This is a genomic window from Hyphomonas sp. KY3 (assembly GCF_017309975.1).
In the GTDB taxonomy this organism is placed as follows: Bacteria; Pseudomonadota; Alphaproteobacteria; order Caulobacterales; family Hyphomonadaceae; genus Hyphomonas.
This window is the reverse complement of sequence record NZ_CP022271.1, coordinates 2,905,951-2,927,426: the sequence shown is the minus strand read 5'-3', so window position 1 is coordinate 2,927,426 and position 21,476 is coordinate 2,905,951. Positions and strand designations below refer to the sequence as shown.

Genomic DNA, 21,476 nt, shown 5'->3' with positions numbered 1-21,476 from the left:
TACTGGCGGGTCTGGGGGAAGGGGTCAATCGGCCTGTGATAGCGTTGCGTTCGTGACGCTATAGCATCTGCATCCCGCGGGCTGTCATTCCGGCAGGTCACTGGCGGGCATGCGCGCTTCGCGACGGGTGCGGAACCGGCCTTCAAAGGCGACGACCAGGCAAGCCGTGATGATCACCACCGCGCCGACCCAGAGCTGCCAGCCCGGCATCTCATCGAAGAAAATCAGGCCGAGCAGGGCGGACCAGACCAGCGAAGTGTATTCCAGAGGGGCCAGCCGCTGCGCCGGGGCGCGGGCATAGGCCAGCGTTGCCAGATACCAGACCCCATAGCCGAGCAGGCCGAGCAGCGCGAAGATCGGAAGGTCATTCCAGTCCGGCGCGCCGAACAAGCCGAACGTGACCGGCAGCATCGCCAGCGCTGGCACGATATTGGTGAACAGCGCAATCGTGGTGGCGTCCTCGATCAGGGCGCGCATGCGCAACAGGACGAGCACGAACGCATAGCCGATGGTTGAGCTGAACAGCGCGATCAGGCCCAGCGTCTGGTTGCCCGCGTCCTCGCCCGCGCCGGACTGGCCAGAGAGGGCAAAGGCGACGCCCGCAAAGCCCAGCAGGGTGGCGCCCGCGGCAACAGGGCTGATCTTCTCCCCCAGCAGGAGGCGCGCGACCGGCGCAACCAGCAGCGCCGCCGTGAAGCCGAGCGTCGTGGCCACGGCCAGAGGCAGCTGGGTGAGGGCATAGAAGAAGGTGAACGCGCAGAACAGCTGCAGCAGGCCGCGCAATGTGTGGAACCGGATTGCCGCCCAGCCGGGCACAGGCTTGCGCTGGGCCAGGAAGACCGCAAAGGCGATCACCGTGCCGAACAGGAAACGCCAGGCCACCAGATGCTGCAGCCCCGCATCGGGCGCGACGCCCTTCACCAGAGCGTCTACGCCCGTGCCGACAAAGATGGCAAAGGCGGCGATCAGCATGGGGGCGGAGAGCAGGCGGGCGGTCATAGGCCGCGGACCGTAGACCAGCGGTGCGCGACCGGAAACGGATTAATTCGCCACCATAATTTCGAGACGGTCTGTGTGGCCCTTGGGGCAGGTATGGTATGGAGCGCGAAAGAGGTGGCCGTGACACAGTGAGCCGCCCGCGAAGGGGAGACGATGAGATGACTGCACCACGCTTGCGCCAATTGGTGATTGCGGCCGAGACGCTGGAGACGGCCGACCGGCTGGGCGAATTGCTGGGTCTGGGAGCGCCCTTTATTGATCCGGGCGTGAAGGAGTTCGGTCTTGAAAACCGCGTCTATGCGATTGGCGACCAGTTCCTCGAAGTGGTCGTGCCGATGACGGACAGCGCGCCCGCGCGCCGCTTCATCGACCGGGGCGGGGAAGGCGGCTATATGGCGATCTTCCAGACGGATGACCTTGAGGGTCTGCGCACTCGCGTGGACGGTATGGGCATTCGCCGGGTCTGGAATATTGACCTGCCGGATATTTCAGCCAGCCATCTGCACCCGGCCGATATTGGCGGGGCGATTGTGTCGGTCGACGAGGCGCGCCCGGCAGGCAGCTGGCGCTGGGGCGGGCCGGACTGGCGCGAGCGCGCCGTGGCCGGACGGTTGACCGCGCTGGCCGTGGAGTCCCCTGAGCCCGAAGCGCTGGCCACGCGGTGGGCCCTGGCGCTGGGCCAGACGGTGGATCGTGACAGCATCTTCCTTGCCGATGGCGTCATTCAGTTCCGCAAGGGCGAGACGGAACGGGTGGCCGCCTTTGGCATCCAGACGCCCGATCATGCCGCCGTTCTGGAACGCGCCGGCAAGATGGGGCTGGACGTTGACTGGCGCGAAGTGAAGTTTGCGGGGGTGGGGCTCAGCCTTGTGGTTTGAGCCTTTTTGGGGCGCTGAGCGAAACTCCCAGCACCCGTATCTCCGGCGCATGCCGGAGTCCCTGGCGGCGAGCGAGGGAGAGAGACGCCGGATCAGGTCCGGCGATGGCGGCGGGTGCATTGATCCGTCTCAGGATGTATCGGGATTTTCCCGCACGGCGGCTTCATGCAACTCCGTCAGCGTCGCCTGTTCGGCCTGCGTCACCGGCAAGCGGCAAAAGGCGGGCGGCAGGGCGCGGGCGATCACCGGGCGGGGACCGGCCAGAAGGCGGCGCATCGCCTCGACATAGCGGGGCAGGTTTTCCAGCGCATCCTCCAGCGCCAGCAGGCGGCGAACCTGCCGCGTGGCGGGCAGGATATCGTGCGGGGCGGCCGGATAGTCGGAAAGGTCGACCGGCGTCTCGACATCGAGGCGGCGGATGCGCGGCCCGGTGCGGAAGCGCTTCGGCGGCGGCGTGCGGGGCGTCTGGCCGGGCGCGGCTTCGCAGAGGCGGAAATGCGGCTGCGGGAAGAGGGGGCGGTTGGGTGGTTTCTGGCTGGGAGCGACGCGGGCGGCCGGCTCGCCGCGCGGACGGGTGGCCAGCGCGCCAAGATCTGCGGCCATCAACAGGATCAGGCGGCGCAGCAGCGGCTCGGCCTGGGCCAGGAACCGCGTCAGCTGGCGGAGTTGCCAGCGCGCCAGGAAGGGCAGGCAGGGCAGTCGGCCCAGCCCCAGCGCGCGGCGCATGTCCCCGGCCAGCCAGTCCAGCCGCTCAAGGCTGAACCGGGCCGCATGAAACAGAAGGTCTGCAGGCGTGGTCATACAGGACAGAATGAGGGTGTGGGCTGTCAGACGGATTGGGGGAGACTCTATTCCCTCTCCGTATCTCCGGCGCAGGCCGGAGTCTCTCGCGGATGAAGGCGCGGAGCCGCCGCACGAGGCCCCGGGTCAAGCCCGGGGACACGGAGTGGGGCGAGTCAGTCGCCCTTCTTTTCAGGGAGGTTGTCGTGGCTTGTCGAGGCGAGGTCTTCGAGTTCGGACTCGCTCATCGAATCGTACATCTCTTTCGACGCGCCTTGCAGGTCGCTGACCTTGGTGTCGCCGCGCTTGGCGGACAGGGCCGCGCCGGCGGCCTTTTGCTGTGCTTCGGACTGGGCAGGCATTTGGGGCTCCTTCTCGCTTGGGGTTTGCGGAAGGAACGGGGGAGCGGGGGATGGGTTCCCTGTGCTGATCTTGTCATCCCGGAATCTGCAGGAGCAAATATCCGGGACTCATGTCCCTTGATCGCTTCATCCTTCGACTTCGCTCAGGATGAGCCGGTTCTGTGCTGCACTTCATGAGCGCTCATGCTGAGCGAAGTCGAAGCACGGGTGCGGGCTGAGACACAGATCCCGGAGAAATCCTCGCGGATTTTCCGGCATGATAGGGGAGCGCTGCACGGCCAGGTCGTGTCAGACGAGTTTGCGCCCCGATACACCCGAGGCGCAACCGAAAAAGTATTCGTGATAGTCCGTTTGAAGTCCGGCGGCTTCGAGCTCCGCAGCGAAGTTCCGTGCATTTCCAAAGTTTGCCGTGTACTGCCCAATCATTGTAAAATCCTGCGCGCCCTGAAGGAACAGTCTCTCGACCATCGGAAGCACGCCAGTCATGTGAAATCGGTACAACGGTCGAAACGCCCAGCCTGACGGATCGGACGCTTCAATGAAGGAAAAGGTCCCGCCTGGTTTCAGGACGCGGGCGACCAGTCTGGCGAGGTCGGTCTGCTGGGAAGTGTTGAATGTTTTGAGTCCAAAGGTCGAGACCAGGAAATCTGCGCTCTGCTCCGGCAGTTGGCTGTCGAATATATTGTCTTCAATGAAGGCAATCTTGTGCGCTCTATGTTGATGCAGTCGCGCCATGGCGTGTTCGTGCATGCCGGTCGAGATATCGATGGCGGTGATAGCGCCCAGGTTGGGGAAGCGTTTGAGGAGGTGGGGCCACGCTTCACCGGTGCCCGCCATCAGATCGTACCCCAGGTTCAGCCCGCTCCTGGGCACGGGCAAGGCAGCGACGCATTGGCGTCTCCAACGCTCGGTGAATCCGAACGAACAGGCATAGCTGAACGCGATGTACCGACCGGAGCACCGGTCGAACACGTCCTTCACATAGGCGGGATCGTATATGTCGGGCGCCGGGCCATGGGGATCAGTCATGCAGGGGAGTCTCCAGAATTCCCGTCAGAGTAGCAAGTTTTGCGTTTCAGACGATGTGTCAGAACGTCAAATGGGTCCCGGATAAATCCTCGTGGATTTTCCGGGGTGACAAGCCAGCATAGCCAGTGTCTTCGGGATGAGCCCGGGGAGGCGGCATGGCGAAAGTGTAGGGCGGGTTAGCGCGAGCGTAACCCGCCAACAAGTTCGACGGCATGGCGGGTCATGACCCGCCCTACGGATCAGACATCCACCTCGGCTTCCAGGGCGAATTCCTCGATGAACTCGCGCCTTGGTTCCACGACGTCGCCCATCAGTTTGGTGAACATTTCGTCGGCTTCTTCCATATGGTCGACCTTGACCTGGAGGAGGGTGCGGGCGTTGGAGTCGAGCGTGGTTTCCCAGAGCTGGTCAGCGTTCATTTCGCCCAGGCCCTTATAGCGCTGGATCTTGATGCCGTCGCGGCCGGAGTCGAGCACGGCCTGGAACAGGGCGCATGGTCCGTGGACGGTAATGTCTCCGCCTTTTTCGCGGCGCAGGACGAGCGGCTCTTCGTACAGGTCTTTCAGCGTCGCCGCGCGCTCGGCCAGGCGGATCGCGTCCTGGCTGGCCAGCAGGGGCGCAGGCAGGATGGCATTCTCTTCAACGCCGCGCACGGTGCGCTGCAGGACCAGCGCGCCTTCGGCAAACCGGCCAGCCCAATTGTCTTCGCCTTCTTCCGCAAAGCGGTTGAGGCGTTCGGCGGTCTTCTCGGCTTCGGCGTCGCCGGCACCCGCGGCCATTGCGCCCGCCATGGCAGCCTGTTCCAGCAGGTCAGCCGGGGCGCGCAGGGCGAGCCGGGCAAGGTTTGCCTTGAAGTTCGAAGCCGCGCGCACGCGATCGCGCAGGTCTTCGCCCGCAATCTGGGTGCCGTCCGGCAGGATCAGGGCTTCGCCGCTCGTGCCTTCGTCGATCAGGTAGGAATCCAGCTCGGCATCATCCTTGAGATAGCGTTCCGAGCGGCCGCGCGTCACCTTGTAGAGCGGCGGTTGGGCGATGTAGAGATAGCCCTTCTCGATCAGCTCCGGCATCTGACGATAGAAGAAGGTCAGCAGCAGGGTGCGGATGTGCGCGCCGTCGACATCAGCATCGGTCATGATGATGATCTTGTGATAGCGCAGTTTCTCGATGTTGAACTCATCCCGGCCAATGCCCGCGCCGAGCGCCATGATCAGCGTACCGACCTGATCAGATGACAGCATCTTGTCAAAGCGGGCGCGTTCCACGTTCAGGATCTTGCCGCGCAGGGGCAGGATGGCCTGGTTGTCACGGCTGCGGCCCTGCTTGGCAGAGCCACCAGCAGAATCACCCTCGACGATGAAGAGTTCGGATTTCGCCGGATCTTTTTCCTGACAGTCGGCCAGCTTGCCGGGCAGGGAGGTGATGTCGAGCGCAGACTTGCGGCGGGTCAGCTCGCGCGCCTTGCGGGCGGCCTCGCGCGCAGCGGCTGCCTCGACGATCTTCATCATGATTTCCTGAGCTTCCTTCGGATGCTCCTCGAACCATTCTGCCAGTTTCTCGCCCATCAGGCTCTCGACGACCGGGCGGACCTCGGAGGAGACCAGCTTGTCTTTCGTCTGCGAGCTGAATTTCGGGTCCGGCACTTTCACGCTGAGCACGCAGGTCAGGCCCTCGCGCGCATCATCGCCGGAAATCTCGACCTTGGACTTCTTGGCGATGCCGGTTTCGTTGGCGTATTTGTTGATCAGGCGGGTCAGCGCGCCGCGGAAGCCGGCAAGGTGGGTGCCGCCATCGCGCTGGGGGATGTTGTTGGTGAAGCAGAGCACGTTCTCGTGGTAGCTGTCATTCCATTCCATCGCGACCTCGACCGTGATGCCGTCCTTCTCGCCAATGGCGTAGACGGGTTCGGGGATCAGCTTGGACTTGGTCTTGTCGAGATGCTCGACGAAGGCCTTCACGCCGCCCTCATACATCAGGTCGATTTCGTAAGGCTCTGCGTCGCGCTCGTCGCGGAAGATGATGTGGACGCCGCTGTTCAGGAAGGCCAGCTCGCGCAGGCGGTGCTCCAGCGTCTTGCGGTCGTAATCGGTCATCGTGAACGTGCTGGCAGAGGCCAGGAAGCGCACCGCCGTGCCGGTATAGGGCTTGCCCTTGTCGGTCATCGGGGAGGGGCCACGCGTGACCAGCGGGGCCTCGACGCGGCCACCTTCAACAAAGCGCACCCAGTGTTCATTGCCTTCGCGGTGGATGGTCAGTTCCAGCCAGTCCGACAGCGCGTTCACAACCGACACGCCCACGCCGTGCAGGCCGCCGGAAACCTTGTAGGAATTCTGGTCGAATTTCCCGCCCGCATGCAGCTGGGTCATGATGACCTCGGCGGCTGAGGCGCCCTCTGTGGGGTGCATGCCAACGGGGATGCCGCGGCCATTATCGGTGATTTCAGCCGAGCCGTCGGGGAAGAGGGTGACCGTGACGCGGTCTGCATGGCCGGCAAGCGCTTCATCGATGGCGTTGTCCACGACCTCGTAGATCATGTGGTGCAGGCCCGAACCGTCATCGGTGTCACCGATATACATGCCGGGGCGTTTGCGGACCGCTTCGAGGCCCTTCAGGACCTTGATCGAGCCAGCGCCATATTCCGGATTTTCAGCTTGCGTGCTTTCGGCCATTTAGGCGTCCTCATCGATTCGTAAATTCACCTTTGTTTATAGGGGGTTTGGGGGGTAAAGGCCACAGATGGGGAGGGGATTTTGCAGCCGCAAAAAGCCTGTAAATACAGGGTGTTGCAGGGGCGTTCGATGGGCAGGGCTTCCGCCTGCGGAAGACCGGGTCAGAAAACCGTCAAAAAGGCCCGGAATCAGGGGCGATTCCGGGCCTTTTGGCAGACATTTCAGAGGATGAAACTTATCTGGATCAGTCCTGAAACACCGGCTTGCGCTTCTGCATGAAGGCGGCGGCGGCTTCGGCGAAGTCCGGGGATTTGAGCTGTTCGGCAAAGGCTTTGCCTTCGGCTTCCATACGGTCCTTAACGGCGTCGCGATTCATGCGGATCAGCGCCTTGGAGCGGCGAATGGCGGTCGGGGCGGCAATGGCGATGCGCTCAGCCGTGGCAAGCGCGGCCGACATCAGGCCCGTGTCCGGCTCGACGCGCGAGACGAGGCCGCAATCGAGCGCCTCCTGGGCCGACAGGATGCGGCCGGCGAGCAGGATGTCATTGGCCATGGAATTGCCCACAGACAGCGGCAGCAGCAGCGAGGAGCCTGCCTCCGGCACGAGGCCAAGCGCGGTAAAGGGCGCGCGGAAATTGGCGCTCTCGGCCGCATAGGCGATGTCGCAATGCAGCAGCATGGTCAGGCCAACGCCCACGGCGGGGCCGTTGACGGCAGCGATCAGCGGCGTCTCGGCGTCGCGGATACCATTCAGGAAGCGTGTAACCGGCGGTTCGCCAGAGGAGCGCTCGGAATCGGAGGCAAAGTCGGTCAGGTCGTTGCCCGCGGTGAACATGTCGCCTTCGCCGGTGATGATGATGGCGCGGATGGCCTTGTCATCATTGGCAGCGTTGATGGCATCGGCCAGCGCGCCATACATGGCCTGGGTGAGCGCATTCTTGCGCTCGGGCCGGTTGATGGTGAGCGTCAGGACGCGATTTTCGAGGCTCTGGGTGATGTGGTCAGTCATGGGGCGCTCCGCTTCGGGTTTCCTGCAGGGGTGTGCGGGGTCCGGGGCGGAGCGTCAATCTCTGACCGTGCGGGAGTGTCAGTCCCGGGGCTTTTTCGGGCCCTTCTTGAAGGGTTTCTTGCCACCCTGCGGCTTGGGACGCTTATAAGTCTTGTCGCCGCCGCCGGGCTTGCCCTTGCCATGGGCGTGCGGCTTGTCCTTGCGGGGCTTGCCGGCGGGGCGGTCGTCCTGGATGTAGTCGGTCAGCGGGTCGAAGGCCTTTTCCGGCGCCGCGGCGGCGGGCTTTGGCTTCTTGTTCAGGTGCGGCTTGCGTGGCGGCTTGCCGGGCGTGCGCTCACGCGACGGAGCGTAATCCTGGCGCGGCGGCTGGGCAGGCGGCGGGCCGTCCAGCGCAAAGGCGCGCAGGCCTTTTTCCAGCATGCCATCATTGCCGATCACCTCGAACAGGCGTTTGGCGGCGTCGGGCTTCAGCTCGACATGCGTGTCGGCCGGGTTGATGCGGATCGCGCCGATATCGTCACGGCCAAGGCCCCCGGCCTTGCACAGCATGGGCAACAGCCAGCGCGGCTCGGCGTTTTTCTTGCGACCGACATTGATGCCGATCCATGTCGCGTCGTCAAAGCCCTTGCGGTCCTGACGCTCGCGCTTTTCGCGGGGCGGACGGTCGTCGCGGTCACGCCGGTCTCCGCGTTCGTGGCGGTCACGGGACGGGGCGCGGTCATCGACATCGCGCAGGTCTTCTGGCGCGGTGCGCCCGGCGCGGTGGCGGCGCACGAATGCGGCGGCAACCTGTTCGGCGCCATATGTGTCGATCAGGGTGCGGGCGAGTTCGGCCTCATTGGCGCTGGAGTCTTCGGTGAAGATCGGGTCGGCCATCAGGCGCGCATCATCGAGCGCATTGATTTCGTCCGCAGACGGCGGTTTGCCCCAGCTCGCTTCGATCTTGGCATCGCGCAACAGGCGCTCGACGCGGCGGCGGGCACGCGGGGCGACCAGCAGGGCGCTGACGCCTTTGCGACCAGCCCGGCCGGTGCGGCCAGAACGGTGGAGCAGGGTGGCCGGATCGCGCGGCAGGTCTGCATGGATGACGAGGCCGAGGTTCTGGAGGTCAAGGCCGCGGGCGGCGACGTCAGTGGCGATACAGACGCGGGCACGGCCATCGCGCAGGGCCTGGAGCGCGTTGCCGCGTTCCTTCTGGCTCAGCTCACCCGACAGGGCGACCACCGGGAAGCCGCGATTGCCCATGCGGCTGATCAGCTTGTTGACGGCGGCGCGCGTCGTGCAGAACACAATGGCGGTCTCGCTGTCGGAATGGCGGACAATGTTGACGATGGCGTTCTCTTCGTCGCCGGGGGCGACGAGCAGGGCGCGGTATTCAATATCGACATGCTGTTGCTGTTCGGCAGCCGTGGTGATGCGCATCGCATCCTTCTGGTAGCGCGCAGCAAGGGCGGCGATGCCTTTTGGCACGGTGGCCGAGAACATCAGCGTGCGGCGGGTTTCCGGCGTGCCTTCGAGAATGTGTTCGAGTTCCTCGCGGAAGCCCATGTCGAGCATTTCGTCGGCCTCGTCCAGCACGACAACGCGGACGTTCGAGGCATCCAGCGAGCCGCGACGGATATGGTCTGACAGGCGGCCGGGTGTGCCGACGACGATGTGCGCACCGCGGGCAAGCGTGCGGCGCTCCTCGCGCATGTCCATGCCGCCGACGCAGGTGGCCATGCGGGCGCCGGACTTGGCGTAGAGCCATTCCAGTTCGCGGGCGACCTGTTGGGCAAGTTCGCGGGTTGGCGCGACGATGACGGCCAGCGGCGTATCGGATTTCTCGAAGCGGTCTGCCCCGGCGAGCAGGTCGCCAGCCATGGCGAGGCCGAAAGCAACGGTTTTGCCTGAGCCGGTCTGGGCGGAGACGAGGAGGTCCTTGCCGTCGAGTTCTGCTTCAATGACAGAGGACTGGACGGGGGTGAGCGTCTCGTAGCCACGCTGTGCGAGGGCCTCGGCGAGCGCCGATGGGATAGAAGGGGTATCGGTCATTTGGTAGGGCTTTCTGGGGCGCTGGCGCAGCTTTCATGCGCGCCGCGGGAAGATTTTGCCCCGTATGGCACGTTTTTGCAGTCGGCGCCATAAAGGGTGCGCATGTGAGGGCAAACCTCAAATATCCGTATCCCCGGCGCATGCCGGGGTCTCATGCGGTTCCTGCTGGAAGCCAGCCGCGGGAGGCTCCGGCATGCGCCGGAGACACGGGGTGAAGTTAACCTTTCACGTCGAGCCGTTCGAGGCCGCGGAAGAAGGGCAGCGCGCGCCAGACGAGGTCTTGCGGGGGCAGGGACAGGTCTGGATAGCGCGCGAAGAGTTTTTCGAAGACACGCCGGGCCTCCATGCGGGCAAGCGGCGCGCCGATGCAGATGTGGGGGCCGCCCCCAAAGGCAACATGGCTGGCGCGCTTTTGCGTGATGTCGAAGCGTTCCGAGCTCTCGAACATGGTCTCGTCGCGATTGGCCGAGGCCAGCGAGCAGAAGACGACCTGACGCGCTTTCATCGGACAGCCGGCAACCGTCCTGTCGGCCTCAACGATCCGGGATGTGGCCGAGACGGGGGCCTCGAAGCGCAGGACTTCCTCCACCGCCTGTCCGGCAAGGGCGGGATTGGATTTCAGTGCGGCGAGTTGCTCAGGATGGTTCAGGAACAACCAGACGCCATTTCCGATCAGGTCGGTCGTGGTGAGGTTGCCGCCGACCAGCAGCGCGCCGAGATTGATGCGAATTTCATCATCCGACAGCGGAGCGTCACCGCTGGCCTGCAGCTGGACCATATCGGTGATGAGATCATCGCCCGGCACTTTACGGCGGGCTTCCATCAATTCGGTGAAATAGGCGTCCAGCGCGTGGCTGCCTTGTTCCATCCGGGCGGTTTCTTCAGGTGTCCGCACGGGGTTCAGGCTGAGGATCACGTCCTCTGACCATTGCCGGAAATCCGGCAGGCGGTCTTCATCCACGCCGAGGATGCGTGCGATGACAAGGACCGGAATCGGCACGGCAATCTCTGACATCAGATCGAAGGTGCCGGACGCGGGCGCGGCGTTGATCGTGTCGTCGATGATGGCCTCGATCTGGGGCTTCATCTTCTGGATGCGTGTGTAGAATGCCTTGGCCAGTGGAGGCCGCACGCGGGCATGGTCCGGATCATCAAGAAAGAGGATGGAGGTGCGTCGGGGCTGGTCATCATCCTCGATCAGCTGGCGAGAGATCGAGCCTTCCTCGGCGTTCAGCGGATGGCGGACAAAGCTGCGATCATTCACCGTTTCGCGAATGTCGGCATAGCGCGTCAGGAACCAGGTCTTGGCCATATCGTCGCGCAGGACAGGGCAATTGTGGCGCAGGGCCTCCAGTGGGGGGTGGGGATCGTTGCGGGCGTCGGGCGAGAAAGCCGTCACTTCCAGCACGGATTGTGGCACGCGCGGTGTGCCCGGATCATCGGCCATGTTTTCCTCCCTGTCCGGTCTTTGCGCCGGATCATATGAACGAAGCCTATCATGGATTTGCGCTGAAATCGTGGGTGACCCTGCGGGAAGGCGTTGAGGGCCAGGAGGCTCGGATGTCTATTTTCCCCTTGAATGTCGTAGGGAGAGCGCAGGCTAAATGATTCTGTAACCCCTTGTCGCTTGCCTTGACGCGCAACTGCGTCAACTTCAGTGACGGCCTTACGGAGCTTGTAATGACTCAACTCGTCAGCGATCACATCCTGGAAGATACCGGCGCGGACATGCCGGTACACGCCAGCGCATATCCCATGCTGGAAACCGACTTCGAGCTTTGGAATCCCAATTCCTGGACGCGGGGCCACCCTCATGACCTGTATGCGCGAATGCGCAGCGAGGCGCCGGTCATGTGGTCGAAAATGGGCCGGGGCGGCAGCGGTTTCTGGTCGGTTACGAGATATGAAGACATCAAGACAGTCGAGTTGAACCCGGCAATCTTTTCGTCCGAGCGGGGCGGTATCAATATGGCCGTGCCACCGCGTGAGCATTGGCGGCCCGAAGTCCTGATCCGCGCGGCGATGGACAATCTGATTTCGATGGACGAGCCGCGCCACATGCAGATGCGGATCCAGCAGAAAGACTTCTTCATTCCAGCCTATGTCAAAGAGCTGCGTGAGAAGGTCAGCGTGAAAGTCGAGTCGCTGCTCGATGATCTGGAGGCGAACGGGCCTGAGCTGGATTTCGTCAAATTCTTCTCCAACCAGTTGCCGCTCTATACGCTGTGCGAAATGCTGGGCGTGGACGAGGAAGACCGCCAGAAAATCGTCTACTGGATGCACTATCTGGAAATGGCGAGCCAGTTCATGACGAACCCGTTCCGGACCTTTCTCAGCGAGCCGCTGTTTCCGCTACGGTTCAAGAAAGTGGTCGAAGAGATGTTTGCCTATGGCGCACGTGTCATGGCCGACCGCCGGGCCAATCCGCGCCATGACCTGTTGACCATGATCGCGCATTCAAAGCTGGATGATGAACAATTGCCGCAGGAATACCTGGATGGCTCCTGGTTGTTGATCATCTTCGCCGGCAATGACACGACGCGGAACTCGCTGTCGGGTACGATCAAGCTGATGACCGAATGGCCGGACCAGCGCGCAATGGTGCTGGACGATCCGTCTCTCATTCCGCGCATGTCGGAAGAAGCCTTGCGCATGGTTTCACCGGTGAAGCATATGCGCCGCACCGCGCTGGAGGAGACAGAACTCAACGGCCAGCTCATCGCCAAGGATGAGAAAGTCGTCATGTGGTATGGTGCAGGCAATCGCGACCCGGAAGTCTTTCCGGACCCGGACAGGTTCGACATGATGCGTGACAATGTCGACAAGCATATCGCCTTTGGCCACGGCATCCATAAATGCCTCGGCTCGCGCGTGGCACAGATGCAGCTGCGTGTTGCCTATGAGCAGATCTTCCAGCGTTTCCCGAACATCGAGTTCACCGGCGACATCAAATACGGGCCGAACGCGCTCGTCCATGCGATCTCGAAGTTGAAAGTGAATCTTTACGGCAAGGGCAATTCGCGACCGACCAAGGTGCAGGTCAAGGCGATGGAGACGGCCTAGACGGCCTAGGCGGCCTGCGCCTTGAAGGCTTTGTGCTCGGGCTCGATCAGGCCGAGTTTCCAGTAGGAGCTGACATAGGTCAGGTCTTTCCGGGTCGGCTTCTGTTTACGGAAATAGGTGCGTAGCGCGCCTGCGAGGGCGAATTCGCCGGCGACGAACACGCTTGGCTCGCCGCTGCGCCAGTCGAGGGTCTGCACCGCCTGTATCAGCGCTTCGCTGGGGGCGTGCGGGTCTGATTTGATGATCCAATGCACACGGATACCCGTTGGTGTGCGGATAGGTTGCCGGTCCTCGTCGCTGGGGATTTCGAAGAATGCGTCACCAATGGCATCAGAGGGGAGCGCTTCGAGTTCAACGGCAGCGGCGGGGATGGAGGACAGGTCTGCGACAAAGAGGTGCCAGTCTGCTCCCTCGGTGCCGAATTTGAGCGTGCCGGGACGGGAGATCAGGATGCGGTTGCCGGGGGCGGCCTGTCTGGCCCACGGTCCGGCAATGCCGTTATCGCCATGCACAACGAAATCAATGTCGAACTCATGCTCGGCCGGCCGGACATGGCGCAGTGTGTAGGTGCGCATCCGTGTCTTGAAGGAGGCCGGATCGAAAGCGGGCGGTCCGGCCTCTCCCGGTGCGGGAGCAATGACTTTCAAATATGCGCCTGGCGCGCCGGTCACGAAATCTGCCGCAAATTCGGATTGGAAGGTCAGGCGGACCATGTGCGGGGATAGCTGCTGGGTGCGCAGGACAATGGCTTCGGCGAAATTCGGTGTGGACATGAGCGGCATACCTGTATTGAGAATTATTCTCATTATCAGATAACAATTCTGCTGACGGGATCAACCGTCAGGTCGGCAATTGGCCTGGCATAACACTTATGTGCCGGAAGGCAGGGCGCGGGGGATGCAGCTGGCGGTAGCTTGCGCAAGCAGGGTGCCGTCTTCGCGGGTCAGCTCGCCGCGCGTGAAGAGGGCTGCGCGGCCCCGGCGGACACATTCGCCGCGCCCGAGGAGGCGCTCGCCAATCGGCACCGGGCGGAGATAGCTGGTCGTCATCTGCAGGGTCGGGGACATGGCCGGGCCATCCTGCGCGATTGAGCCGGCAAGGCTCATCACTTCATCCAGCATGGCCGAGACGAAGCCGCCCTGCGCGTCGCCGCCGGGATTGGTGGCGTGTTCGGGCAGAGTGAAAGCGGCCTCAACCCAGCCGGCGTCGGGATCGAAAGCGATGAGTTCAAAGCCCAGAAAGGCGGTTGCCTTGGGCGGCGTCTTGTTGGTCAGGAGATCCTGCCAGAAAGCGCGCTTGTCAAACGACATCAGCCGAGCCGCTTGAACAGCATCGGAATGGCGGTGGCAGTGGCCTTGGCGACGAGCTGTCCGTCCGCGTCAAAGCATTCCGCTTCCATGAAGGCGGCCGATTTTCCGAGTTTCAGGATACGGGCCTCCACGCTGGCCTTGCCTGGCATCAGGCGGCGTAGATAGCTGGTCTTCATTTCGAGCGTTGGCGCGGTCATCGTGATGTTGGAAGCGATGATGACGCAGGTGCTCATCGCCTCGTCCATCATGGCGGAGATGAAGCCGCCCTGAACCGCACCGGTCGGGTTGGCAAAGCTGGGGGAGACGTCGAAATCCATTCGGATGCGCTGAGCGTCCTGCTCGACTTCAGCCAAGCGCATACCGAGCGTATCGGAGCAGGGTGGGCGCTTCTTGGAATTCTGGAAACGCGCGAGCATGTCGGCGTCCGAGGCGCGGGGTTTTTCGGTATCTGCCATCAGGTCGGGCGCGGCCTATTTCCGGCGGAAAGCGTCGAGATTTACGACCGTACCGGGCTCTTCCTCGGCCTCGACCGGCGGCACATCCGCGGCAGTGGCTTCCCCTGCTGGCGAAATGACCGACGCGTCCTTGTCCGGCGATTCGAAGGTCAGTCCGAAGTTCACAGACGGGTCAACGAAACGCGTGATCGCGGCATAGGGAATGTGCAGGTGCTGTGGCACGCCCGAGAATTTCAGGATGATCTCGAAATGGCTGTCTTCGACTTCCAGGTCCCAATACTGGTGCTGGATAACGATGGTCATTTCTTCTGGGAACCGTTCTACAAGGTAATCAGCAATCTTCACGCCCGGCGCCTTGGTGCGAAAGGTGAGATAGAAGTGATGATCACCCGGCAGGCCATTTGAGTTGTAGCCCTTGCGCAGGGCTTCGCGGACAACACCGCGCATGGCAGCCTGGGTGAGCGCTTCGTAGCCGATATAGTCCGTCATAGGCGCGCGAGTTCCCGGTTTGGTATGGTTGAACCTGTGATTCATACAGTAAGGTCGGGAAAAGAGGCCCGCAACGGCCTTCGCACAAGGGGCGAGCAAAAAATTGCTGCTCGCTTGTTAGCCGCTGTGACTAACCCCTTGTGGTCATGGCGATCTTTTCCGCCATGGCGCCTCGATATTTCCTGTTAGTAATTTGCAGGCGGGTCGCTGGCCGGGAACGACTCGTCGAGTTCCTCGTCCACTTCGTCCCACTCTTCGGGCGGGTGTTCCATGTTTTCTGCACCCGCCGGACGGACCGTCTTGTGATGGGTCGGTTCATCCTGATTGTCTGTCTCTGGATCGGGCTTGCGGGTTTTGGGGTCAGTTTGCTCGGTCATGTGAATCTCCTTCGTGCCGGATCAACGCATTTGGCGGCGTTCGGTTGCGTTGGGAGGCAATCTCTCTAGGCTGCTGGCGACAGACCAGAAGACTGGCAACAGGGGAGGACAGGCTGAATGATCATGCAGATGCCGGAGACGGGACGCGACTGGAACGATGTGCGCGCAGAAATGGTTGCGCGCGGCGGGGGCGATGCGCAATGGCGCGACGGACGCACAGCGGTTTATGTCTTCAATGCCGGGCCGGAAATTTCAGCCGTCCAGCATGACGCCTATGGGCTCTACATGGCGGAGAACGGTCTGGGGCCGCTGGCCTTTCCAAGCCTCGCGCAGATGGAAAAGGAAGTCATCGGCATGGGGTTGGGCTTGCTCCATGGGCCGGACGGATCCACCGGGGCGATGACATCCGGCGGGACCGACTCGATCACGATGGCGATGAAGACAGCCCGCGACTATGCCCGGTCGCTGGGCAAGCCGCGCGAAGGCCAGAATGTCGTGCTGCCGCAATCGGCACATCTGGCGTTCGACAAGGCGGCGCATTTGATGGACATCGAAATCCGCCGCGTGCCGCTGAAGACGGATGGGTCTTATGAGGCCGATCCGGTTGCCATGGGTGACGCGGTGGATGCAGCCACCATCATGATGGTCGGTTCGGCGCCAAACTTCCCGCACGGCATTATCGACCCGATTGCGGCACTGGGCGAGGTGGCCGCGAAGCACGGTGTCTGGCTGCATGTCGATGCTTGTGTGGGCGGATATTTCGCGCCGTTCGCGCGGATGAATGGCGTGCCGGTGCCAGCCTTTGATTTCGAAGTGCCAGCGGTTCAGTCGATGAGCGCCGACCTTCACAAATATGGCTATTGCGCAAAAGGCGCCTCTACGGTGCTGTTCCGGAGTGTGGAGCTTTACGCCCACATGCCGTTCGACATGGCGGGCTGGAGCGGCGCGCCGATGAAGACGCCGACGCTGGCGGGCACGCGGCCGGGCGGGGCGATCTCCGCGGCCTGGGGCGTGATGAACACGCTGGGTGTCGAAGGGTACAAGCGGTTGCAGGGGCAGGTCTGTGCGACGCGGGAGCGAATGGAAGACGGCGTGAAGCGGCTCGGTTTCGAGATTGTCGGAAATCCGATTCTGGGCCTGATGGCCTTTCACCATCCCGATGCCCATGCCTTCGCGATTTATGGCGAGATTTTCAGGCGTGGCTGGTTCACATCGGTCACGAAAGAGCCGCCGAGCCTGCACCTGATGCTGAGCCCCAAACATGCCGATGTGGCCGACGCCTATCTCGCAGACCTCGAAGCCAGCGTGAAAGCGGTGCAGGCTGGCAAGGCCGGTGAAAAGGTTGAAGCGCGCTATAGCTGACAGGTCAGAACGCCAGGGAGGGCGGATAATGGAAACCAAGGGCAGAACGGCGGTCATCACGGGCGGTGCAAGCGGCATCGGCGCGGCGTTGGCCGAAGCGATGGTGGCCGATGGCGGTCGCGTCGTGATTGTGGACATCAACAAGGATGCGGCCGAGGCACATGCGGCCAGGCTCGGCGATGCCGCGCTGGCCATCGCCTGCAATGTTGCCGATGTGGCGGGGGTCGAGGCCATGGCCGGCGAGGCCTGGAACTGGCTGGGCGGAGTGGATCTGGTGTTCGCCAATGCCGGGGTCAGTGTGGCGCGGCCGCTATTGAAGGCCAGCGAGGCGGAGTTTGACGTAACGATGGGCGTCAACCTCAAAGGCGTCTGGGCGACAGCCAGGGCGTTTGCCGCACGCATGATCGATGCGGACCATGCCGGGCATCTCTGCCTGACCGCGTCGGAACACGCGCTGGGCCTGCAGCATCCGGGCAATGGGTTTTACACGGCGTCAAAGCATGGCGTGCTGGCACTGGGCGATGTGTTCCGCGCCGAATTGCCAGAGTCGATTGGTGTCAGCGTGCTGTGCCCCGGCCTGACGGCAACGCACATGCCGGATACAAGCCCCGCTGCGACGGGCATGTCGGCAGATGAGCGCCGCAGCGACATGGCACGCGCCGTGATGGCCGAAGGCAAGCCGCCTCTCGAGGTTGCGCGACATACGTTGGACGAGATTGCGCGCGGCACATTCCTGATCGTGCCGGAGCCATCGGCCTGGCTGGCGGCGGAAAAACGCGCAGATGAAGTACAAGACGAATTCGCCCGGCAGGCACCGATGGGGCCGGACGCAATGAAGTATCATGTCGGCGCGGTGGTCGAGCGGCTGATGAAGAAGACAGGTCCCGGTTTGATGTGATCCAATTGTGATCCGGACCGCTCGGCTTTTTCCTTGACCGGTTTGGCGGCCTGCGGTTTTCTTGAGATAGCGCTAACAGAAGACTGTGGCCTTCAGGGAGATTGTCATGACCGAATTCACGCATTCACGCAGGCGTTTCATGGTGCTGAGCAGCGCCACGCTGGCAGCAGCGCCATGGCTGGCAAGTTGCGCGAGCGCAGAAGGCAGCGCGGCGATCCCGGCCAAGGCGATTGGCATGCCCTGGCCCAATTGGGGCGAACTGCCTGACACACCGCCATCCGCGCCCAATGCTGGCAGCGTCGGCTTCGCGGTGATGGGGCTCGGCGGCTATGGCATTGGCAAGGTCCTGCCTGCGCTGGCGAATGGTGAACGCTGCCATGTTGCGGCGGTTGTGTCCGGTAATCCGGAGAAGGCGAAGACCGTGGCCGCCGCCTATGGCTTACCGGATGATGCTATTTATTCGTATGAAGACTTTGACCGGATCGCAGACGATGACCGGGTAGATGCGGTTTACAATGTGCTGCCGACGGGGCTGCATCTGGAGTGGACCGAAAAGAGCTTTGCGGCAGGCAAGCATGTGCTGTGCGAAAAGCCGATGGCCCTGTCCGTGGCCGAGTGCGAGCAGATGATCGCGGCCTCGGAAGCGTCAGGCAAGAAGCTGATGATTGCGTATCGCTGCCATTTCGAGCCGTTTAACCTGCGCGCCATGGAGTTGATGCGTGAGGGTGCGGTTGGCAAGATCAAGACGATCGAGACGGCCCAGACCTATCGCATGGGCCCGACCAGCGTGGCGGAAAACTGGCGGGTTGTCCGGGCGCTTGCAGGGGGTGGTCCTCTGGAAGATTATGGTATCTACGGATTGCAGTCGGCGCTGTACCTCTCCGGCGAAATGCCGGTCTCTGTAAAGGCCGTAACAGAGCAACCGGCGAATGATCCGCGTTTTGCAGAAATCTTCTCTACAGTGACGACAGAGATGCGTTTCCCGTCCGGAGCCGTGGCCAATATGGTCACGTCCTATGACACGACACCCGGCCGCAATCTTGCGCGGGTCGAAGGGGAGGGCGGTGTGCTGATGATGGAACCTGCAACCGGCTATGGCGGGCATAAGATGTCGCTGGTGCGCGACGGTGTCCGCGAAGACCTCGTGCCCGGCGATCCCGATGTGCAGTTTGCCCGCATGTGTGACCATATGGCGGATGCGATCCGGGAGGATGGAGCGATCCTCACGCCGGGCGAAATGGGCCTTCGCGACATGGCCCTGATTGAGGCGATCTATCGCTCTGCGGCTGAAGGGCGTGAAATCACGCTCTGATTGTTACAGGAAATTCGTGTTTCCCTCGCAGGATCGTGGCTGGACGTGGGGCCGTCGCGCCCTACAGTCCTTCTGTCGCCAATATTGGGCTGAGGGGCCAAACCATGATCACGCTGCACCATCTCGAAAAGTCGCAATCCATCCGCATCCTCTGGCTGTTGGAGGAGTTGGGCGTGCCGTACGAGGTCAAGCTCTATGACCGCGACCCGAACACGCGGCTGGCCCCGGCTGAGTACAAGGCGGTCTCACCGCTGGGAACGGCGCCCTGCATCACCGATGGCGACATTACGCTCTCGGAGACGAATGCGATCATGGATCATATCCTGGATACGCATGATGATGGCCGCCTGCGCCCCGCGCCGGGCACACCGAACCGGGCCGATTACCTGTTCTGGTTTCATGTCTCGCAGGGAAGCCTGCAGCCTTTGCTGACCAACAAATTCGTCATGATGGCGATGACAGCGCGTGCGCCATTTTTCCTGAAGCCTGCGGCGAAGATGCTGGTCGGCGGACTGGACAAGGCGTTCTTCGGTCCGCGCCTGAAGGCATTGATGACCGAAATCGAAAAAGCACTTGGCAAGAGTACATGGTTTGCCGGAGATAATCTGACCGCGGCAGATATCGTGATGGGATACTCGATGGAGTTGGCGGCGCACCGGGCCGGCATGGATGCCGGGAACTATCCGAATGCGCACAGATTCCTGCAACAGATGCGCGCCTATCCCTCCTATCAGCGCGCGCTGGAAAAGGATGGCAAGGGCACGATCCTGCTCTAGCGATCAGTCCCGGCGGCGCATGGCCTCGGCGATTTCGGGCAGGTCTTCGGCGGTCTGGTAGTATTGCGGCTCGGCGCGGGCTTGCGTCCGCTGCTCATAAGCATAGCCGAGCGAGAGGATCGCCGCGTCCTGGTCCTTGCCGCCCATGAAGGACAGGCCAATGGGGATGCCCCGAACAGTGCCCATTGGCACCGTCAGGTGCGGATAGCCGGCAATGGCCGCCGCATAACCCGCGCCTGCCCAGTCCGGCCAGACATCGCCATTGACCGGATCAGCGCGCGGGGCAAGTGGCCCTGAAGGGGCGACAAGGGCGATCACGTCATGCTCTGCCAACAGACGGTCTATGCCGTTTTCGCGGGTGGCGGACTGGACGAAGGCAACAGCCTCTTTGTAGCCATCGGATTCAAGATCTTCCATGCCTTCTGACTGCTCAAAAATATCCTGATTGAACAAGGCGAGTTCGATGTCTGCATGTTCGGCATTGAAAGCGATCAGGTCGGCCAGCGTGGGCGTTGTGACCGTGTCCGGCGTGCTCGCGAGATAGGCATTCAGTGTCGCCTTGAACTCATACTTCAACACATCGAATGACTTTCCCCAAAAGCCGTCGGGCATGTCGATGTCGTCGATATCAACCAGGATTGCGCCTGCCGATTCCATGTCCGAAAGGGCCTGTTCGAAACTGTCTTTGATGAGCGGGCTGCTGCCTTGGGCGCCGCGCAGGACGCCGATGCGCTTGCCTTGCAATGCGGCGGCATCAAGGGTGGCGGCATAGTCTGTCTTCGCTGCGCCGGTCGCCATGGCGTTGAGCATCATCGCGGCGCCCATGACCGTCTTCGTCATCGGGCCGGCTGTATCCTGTGAGGAGGAGATCGGAATGATGAAGTCCTGCGAGACGAGGCCGACCGTGGGCTTGAAGCCGACGACGCCATTCACGTTGGATGGGCAAATGATCGAGCCATTGGTTTCGGTGCCGACCGTACCCGCGGCGAGGGAGGCGGCGGCGGCAGCGCCCGATCCGGAACTTGAGCCACAGGGGTTGCGGTCCAGCATGTGCGGATTGCGGACTTGTCCACCAAGCGCGGACCAGCCGCTCATCGAACTGTTGGAGCGGAAGTTTGCCCATTGGCTGAGATTGGTCTTGCCGAGGATGATGGCGCCCTCAGCGCGCAGCCCTGCGACGAGTGGGGAGTCGCGGCCCGTGACATTGTCCTTCAGGGCGAGGGCGCCGGCCGTGGTGGGCATGTTGTCTGCTGTTTCGATATTGTCCTTGAGCAGGATCGGCAGGCCGTGGAGCGCGCCGAGCGGCTCGCCGGCGTCCCGCTTTGCGTCCAGCGCGCGGGCGGCCTCCAGCGCATCCGGGTTCAGGGTGAGGACCGCTTGCAGCGTGGGGCCGGAGCGGTCGACCAACTCGATCCGGTCCAGATAGGCCTGGGTCAGCGCTTCGGCGGAGACCTCACCGGTTTGCAGGGCTTCCGCCAGTTCAGGCAGGGATTTTACGGTCCAGCCTTCGGCGGCATAGCTGATCGGCGCTTTGGTATCCGGCATCGACGTGTCTCCAGTCTGCGGGGAACAGGCGGTCAGGGCGAGCGCCGATATGGCGGCGACGAGGTAATGTTTCATGGTGGCCAGCTCCCTCAGCGTGTTCGATCCGAACGCTAGCGACAAAGTTCTAGACTG

Annotated in this window: 20 protein-coding genes; 6 read left to right on the top strand and 14 right to left on the bottom strand. The window is 62.7% G+C overall.

Annotated elements, in window-relative coordinates:
• Positions 1-84: 84 nt before the first annotated feature.
• A complete protein-coding gene (locus tag CFA77_RS14065) occupies positions 85-999 on the bottom strand; it encodes a DMT family transporter (RefSeq protein WP_206991229.1) in 915 nt (304 codons plus the stop codon).
• 158 nt (positions 1,000-1,157) lie between these two features.
• Here CFA77_RS14065 and CFA77_RS14060 point away from each other — a divergent pair, with 158 nt between their 5' ends.
• On the top strand, positions 1,158-1,877 hold the full coding sequence (locus tag CFA77_RS14060) for a VOC family protein (protein ID WP_206991228.1): 720 nt from the start codon (positions 1,158-1,160) through the stop codon (positions 1,875-1,877).
• Between the two features lie 129 nt (positions 1,878-2,006).
• On the opposite strand, the gene CFA77_RS14055 is transcribed toward CFA77_RS14060, so the two are convergent.
• The 7 genes from CFA77_RS14055 to CFA77_RS14025 form a co-directional block, all read right to left on the bottom strand.
• The gene (locus CFA77_RS14055) at positions 2,007-2,678 is read right to left on the bottom strand and encodes a hypothetical protein (protein WP_206991227.1); all 672 of its coding nucleotides are present in this window, start codon (positions 2,676-2,678) and stop codon (positions 2,007-2,009) included.
• 155 nt (positions 2,679-2,833) lie between these two features.
• Complete coding sequence (locus CFA77_RS14050; protein ID WP_206991226.1) at positions 2,834-3,019, bottom strand: DUF3008 family protein; 186 nt, start codon at positions 3,017-3,019, stop codon at positions 2,834-2,836.
• 288 nt (positions 3,020-3,307) lie between these two features.
• Entirely contained in the window at positions 3,308-4,048 is a 741-nt protein-coding gene (locus tag CFA77_RS14045; RefSeq protein ID WP_206991225.1) for a class I SAM-dependent methyltransferase, read from the bottom strand.
• A 239-nt stretch (positions 4,049-4,287) separates the two neighbouring features.
• Complete coding sequence (gene gyrB, locus CFA77_RS14040; protein ID WP_206991224.1) at positions 4,288-6,714, bottom strand: DNA topoisomerase (ATP-hydrolyzing) subunit B; 2,427 nt, start codon at positions 6,712-6,714, stop codon at positions 4,288-4,290.
• Positions 6,715-6,958: 244 nt separating this feature from the next.
• Positions 6,959-7,723, bottom strand: a complete 765-nt coding sequence (locus CFA77_RS14035; protein ID WP_206991223.1) for an enoyl-CoA hydratase — start codon at positions 7,721-7,723, stop codon at positions 6,959-6,961.
• A 78-nt stretch (positions 7,724-7,801) separates the two neighbouring features.
• Entirely contained in the window at positions 7,802-9,757 is a 1,956-nt protein-coding gene (locus CFA77_RS14030) for a DEAD/DEAH box helicase (RefSeq protein WP_206991222.1), read from the bottom strand.
• A 217-nt stretch (positions 9,758-9,974) separates the two neighbouring features.
• Entirely contained in the window at positions 9,975-11,204 is a 1,230-nt protein-coding gene (locus CFA77_RS14025; protein ID WP_206991221.1) for a cytochrome P450, read from the bottom strand.
• Between the two features lie 233 nt (positions 11,205-11,437).
• Here CFA77_RS14025 and CFA77_RS14020 point away from each other — a divergent pair, with 233 nt between their 5' ends.
• Positions 11,438-12,820 (top strand): cytochrome P450, encoded by a 1,383-nt coding sequence (locus CFA77_RS14020; protein WP_206991220.1) that lies wholly within the window; start codon positions 11,438-11,440, stop codon positions 12,818-12,820.
• Positions 12,821-12,825: 5 nt separating this feature from the next.
• Here the strand turns inward: CFA77_RS14020 and CFA77_RS14015 are convergent, their stop codons facing one another.
• The 5 genes from CFA77_RS14015 to CFA77_RS13995 form a co-directional block, all read right to left on the bottom strand.
• Positions 12,826-13,593 (bottom strand): siderophore-interacting protein, encoded by a 768-nt coding sequence (locus CFA77_RS14015; RefSeq protein WP_206991219.1) that lies wholly within the window; start codon positions 13,591-13,593, stop codon positions 12,826-12,828.
• A gap of 96 nt (positions 13,594-13,689) precedes the next feature.
• Positions 13,690-14,130 carry a PaaI family thioesterase gene (locus CFA77_RS14010; protein WP_206991218.1) on the bottom strand — a complete coding sequence of 147 codons (441 nt, stop codon included), beginning with the start codon at positions 14,128-14,130 and terminating at the stop codon, positions 13,690-13,692.
• Positions 14,130-14,585: a PaaI family thioesterase gene (locus CFA77_RS14005; protein ID WP_206991217.1), complete on the bottom strand. Its 456-nt coding sequence runs from the start codon at positions 14,583-14,585 to the stop codon at positions 14,130-14,132. Before CFA77_RS14005 ends, CFA77_RS14010 begins: the two co-directional genes overlap by 1 nt.
• Positions 14,586-14,600: 15 nt before the next feature.
• Entirely contained in the window at positions 14,601-15,074 is a 474-nt protein-coding gene (locus tag CFA77_RS14000; RefSeq protein WP_206991216.1) for an SspB family protein, read from the bottom strand.
• Positions 15,075-15,259: 185 nt separating this feature from the next.
• Entirely contained in the window at positions 15,260-15,451 is a 192-nt protein-coding gene (locus tag CFA77_RS13995) for a hypothetical protein (protein ID WP_206991215.1), read from the bottom strand.
• A 117-nt stretch (positions 15,452-15,568) separates the two neighbouring features.
• Between CFA77_RS13995 and CFA77_RS13990 the strand changes: the two genes are divergently transcribed.
• From CFA77_RS13990 to CFA77_RS13975, 4 genes are all read left to right on the top strand, one after another.
• Positions 15,569-16,813, top strand: coding sequence for an aminotransferase class V-fold PLP-dependent enzyme (locus CFA77_RS13990; RefSeq protein ID WP_242517379.1), 1,245 nt, complete (start codon positions 15,569-15,571; stop codon positions 16,811-16,813).
• A gap of 28 nt (positions 16,814-16,841) precedes the next feature.
• Positions 16,842-17,711, top strand: a complete 870-nt coding sequence (locus tag CFA77_RS13985; protein WP_206991214.1) for an SDR family oxidoreductase — start codon at positions 16,842-16,844, stop codon at positions 17,709-17,711.
• A gap of 106 nt (positions 17,712-17,817) precedes the next feature.
• Positions 17,818-19,023 carry a Gfo/Idh/MocA family protein gene (locus CFA77_RS13980; protein WP_206991213.1) on the top strand — a complete coding sequence of 402 codons (1,206 nt, stop codon included), beginning with the start codon at positions 17,818-17,820 and terminating at the stop codon, positions 19,021-19,023.
• Between the two features lie 104 nt (positions 19,024-19,127).
• Positions 19,128-19,799, top strand: coding sequence for a glutathione S-transferase family protein (locus CFA77_RS13975; RefSeq protein WP_206991212.1), 672 nt, complete (start codon positions 19,128-19,130; stop codon positions 19,797-19,799).
• 3 nt (positions 19,800-19,802) lie between these two features.
• On the opposite strand, the gene CFA77_RS13970 is transcribed toward CFA77_RS13975, so the two are convergent.
• Positions 19,803-21,419, bottom strand: a complete 1,617-nt coding sequence (locus tag CFA77_RS13970) for an amidase (protein WP_242517378.1) — start codon at positions 21,417-21,419, stop codon at positions 19,803-19,805.
• Positions 21,420-21,476: the final 57 nt, after the last annotated feature.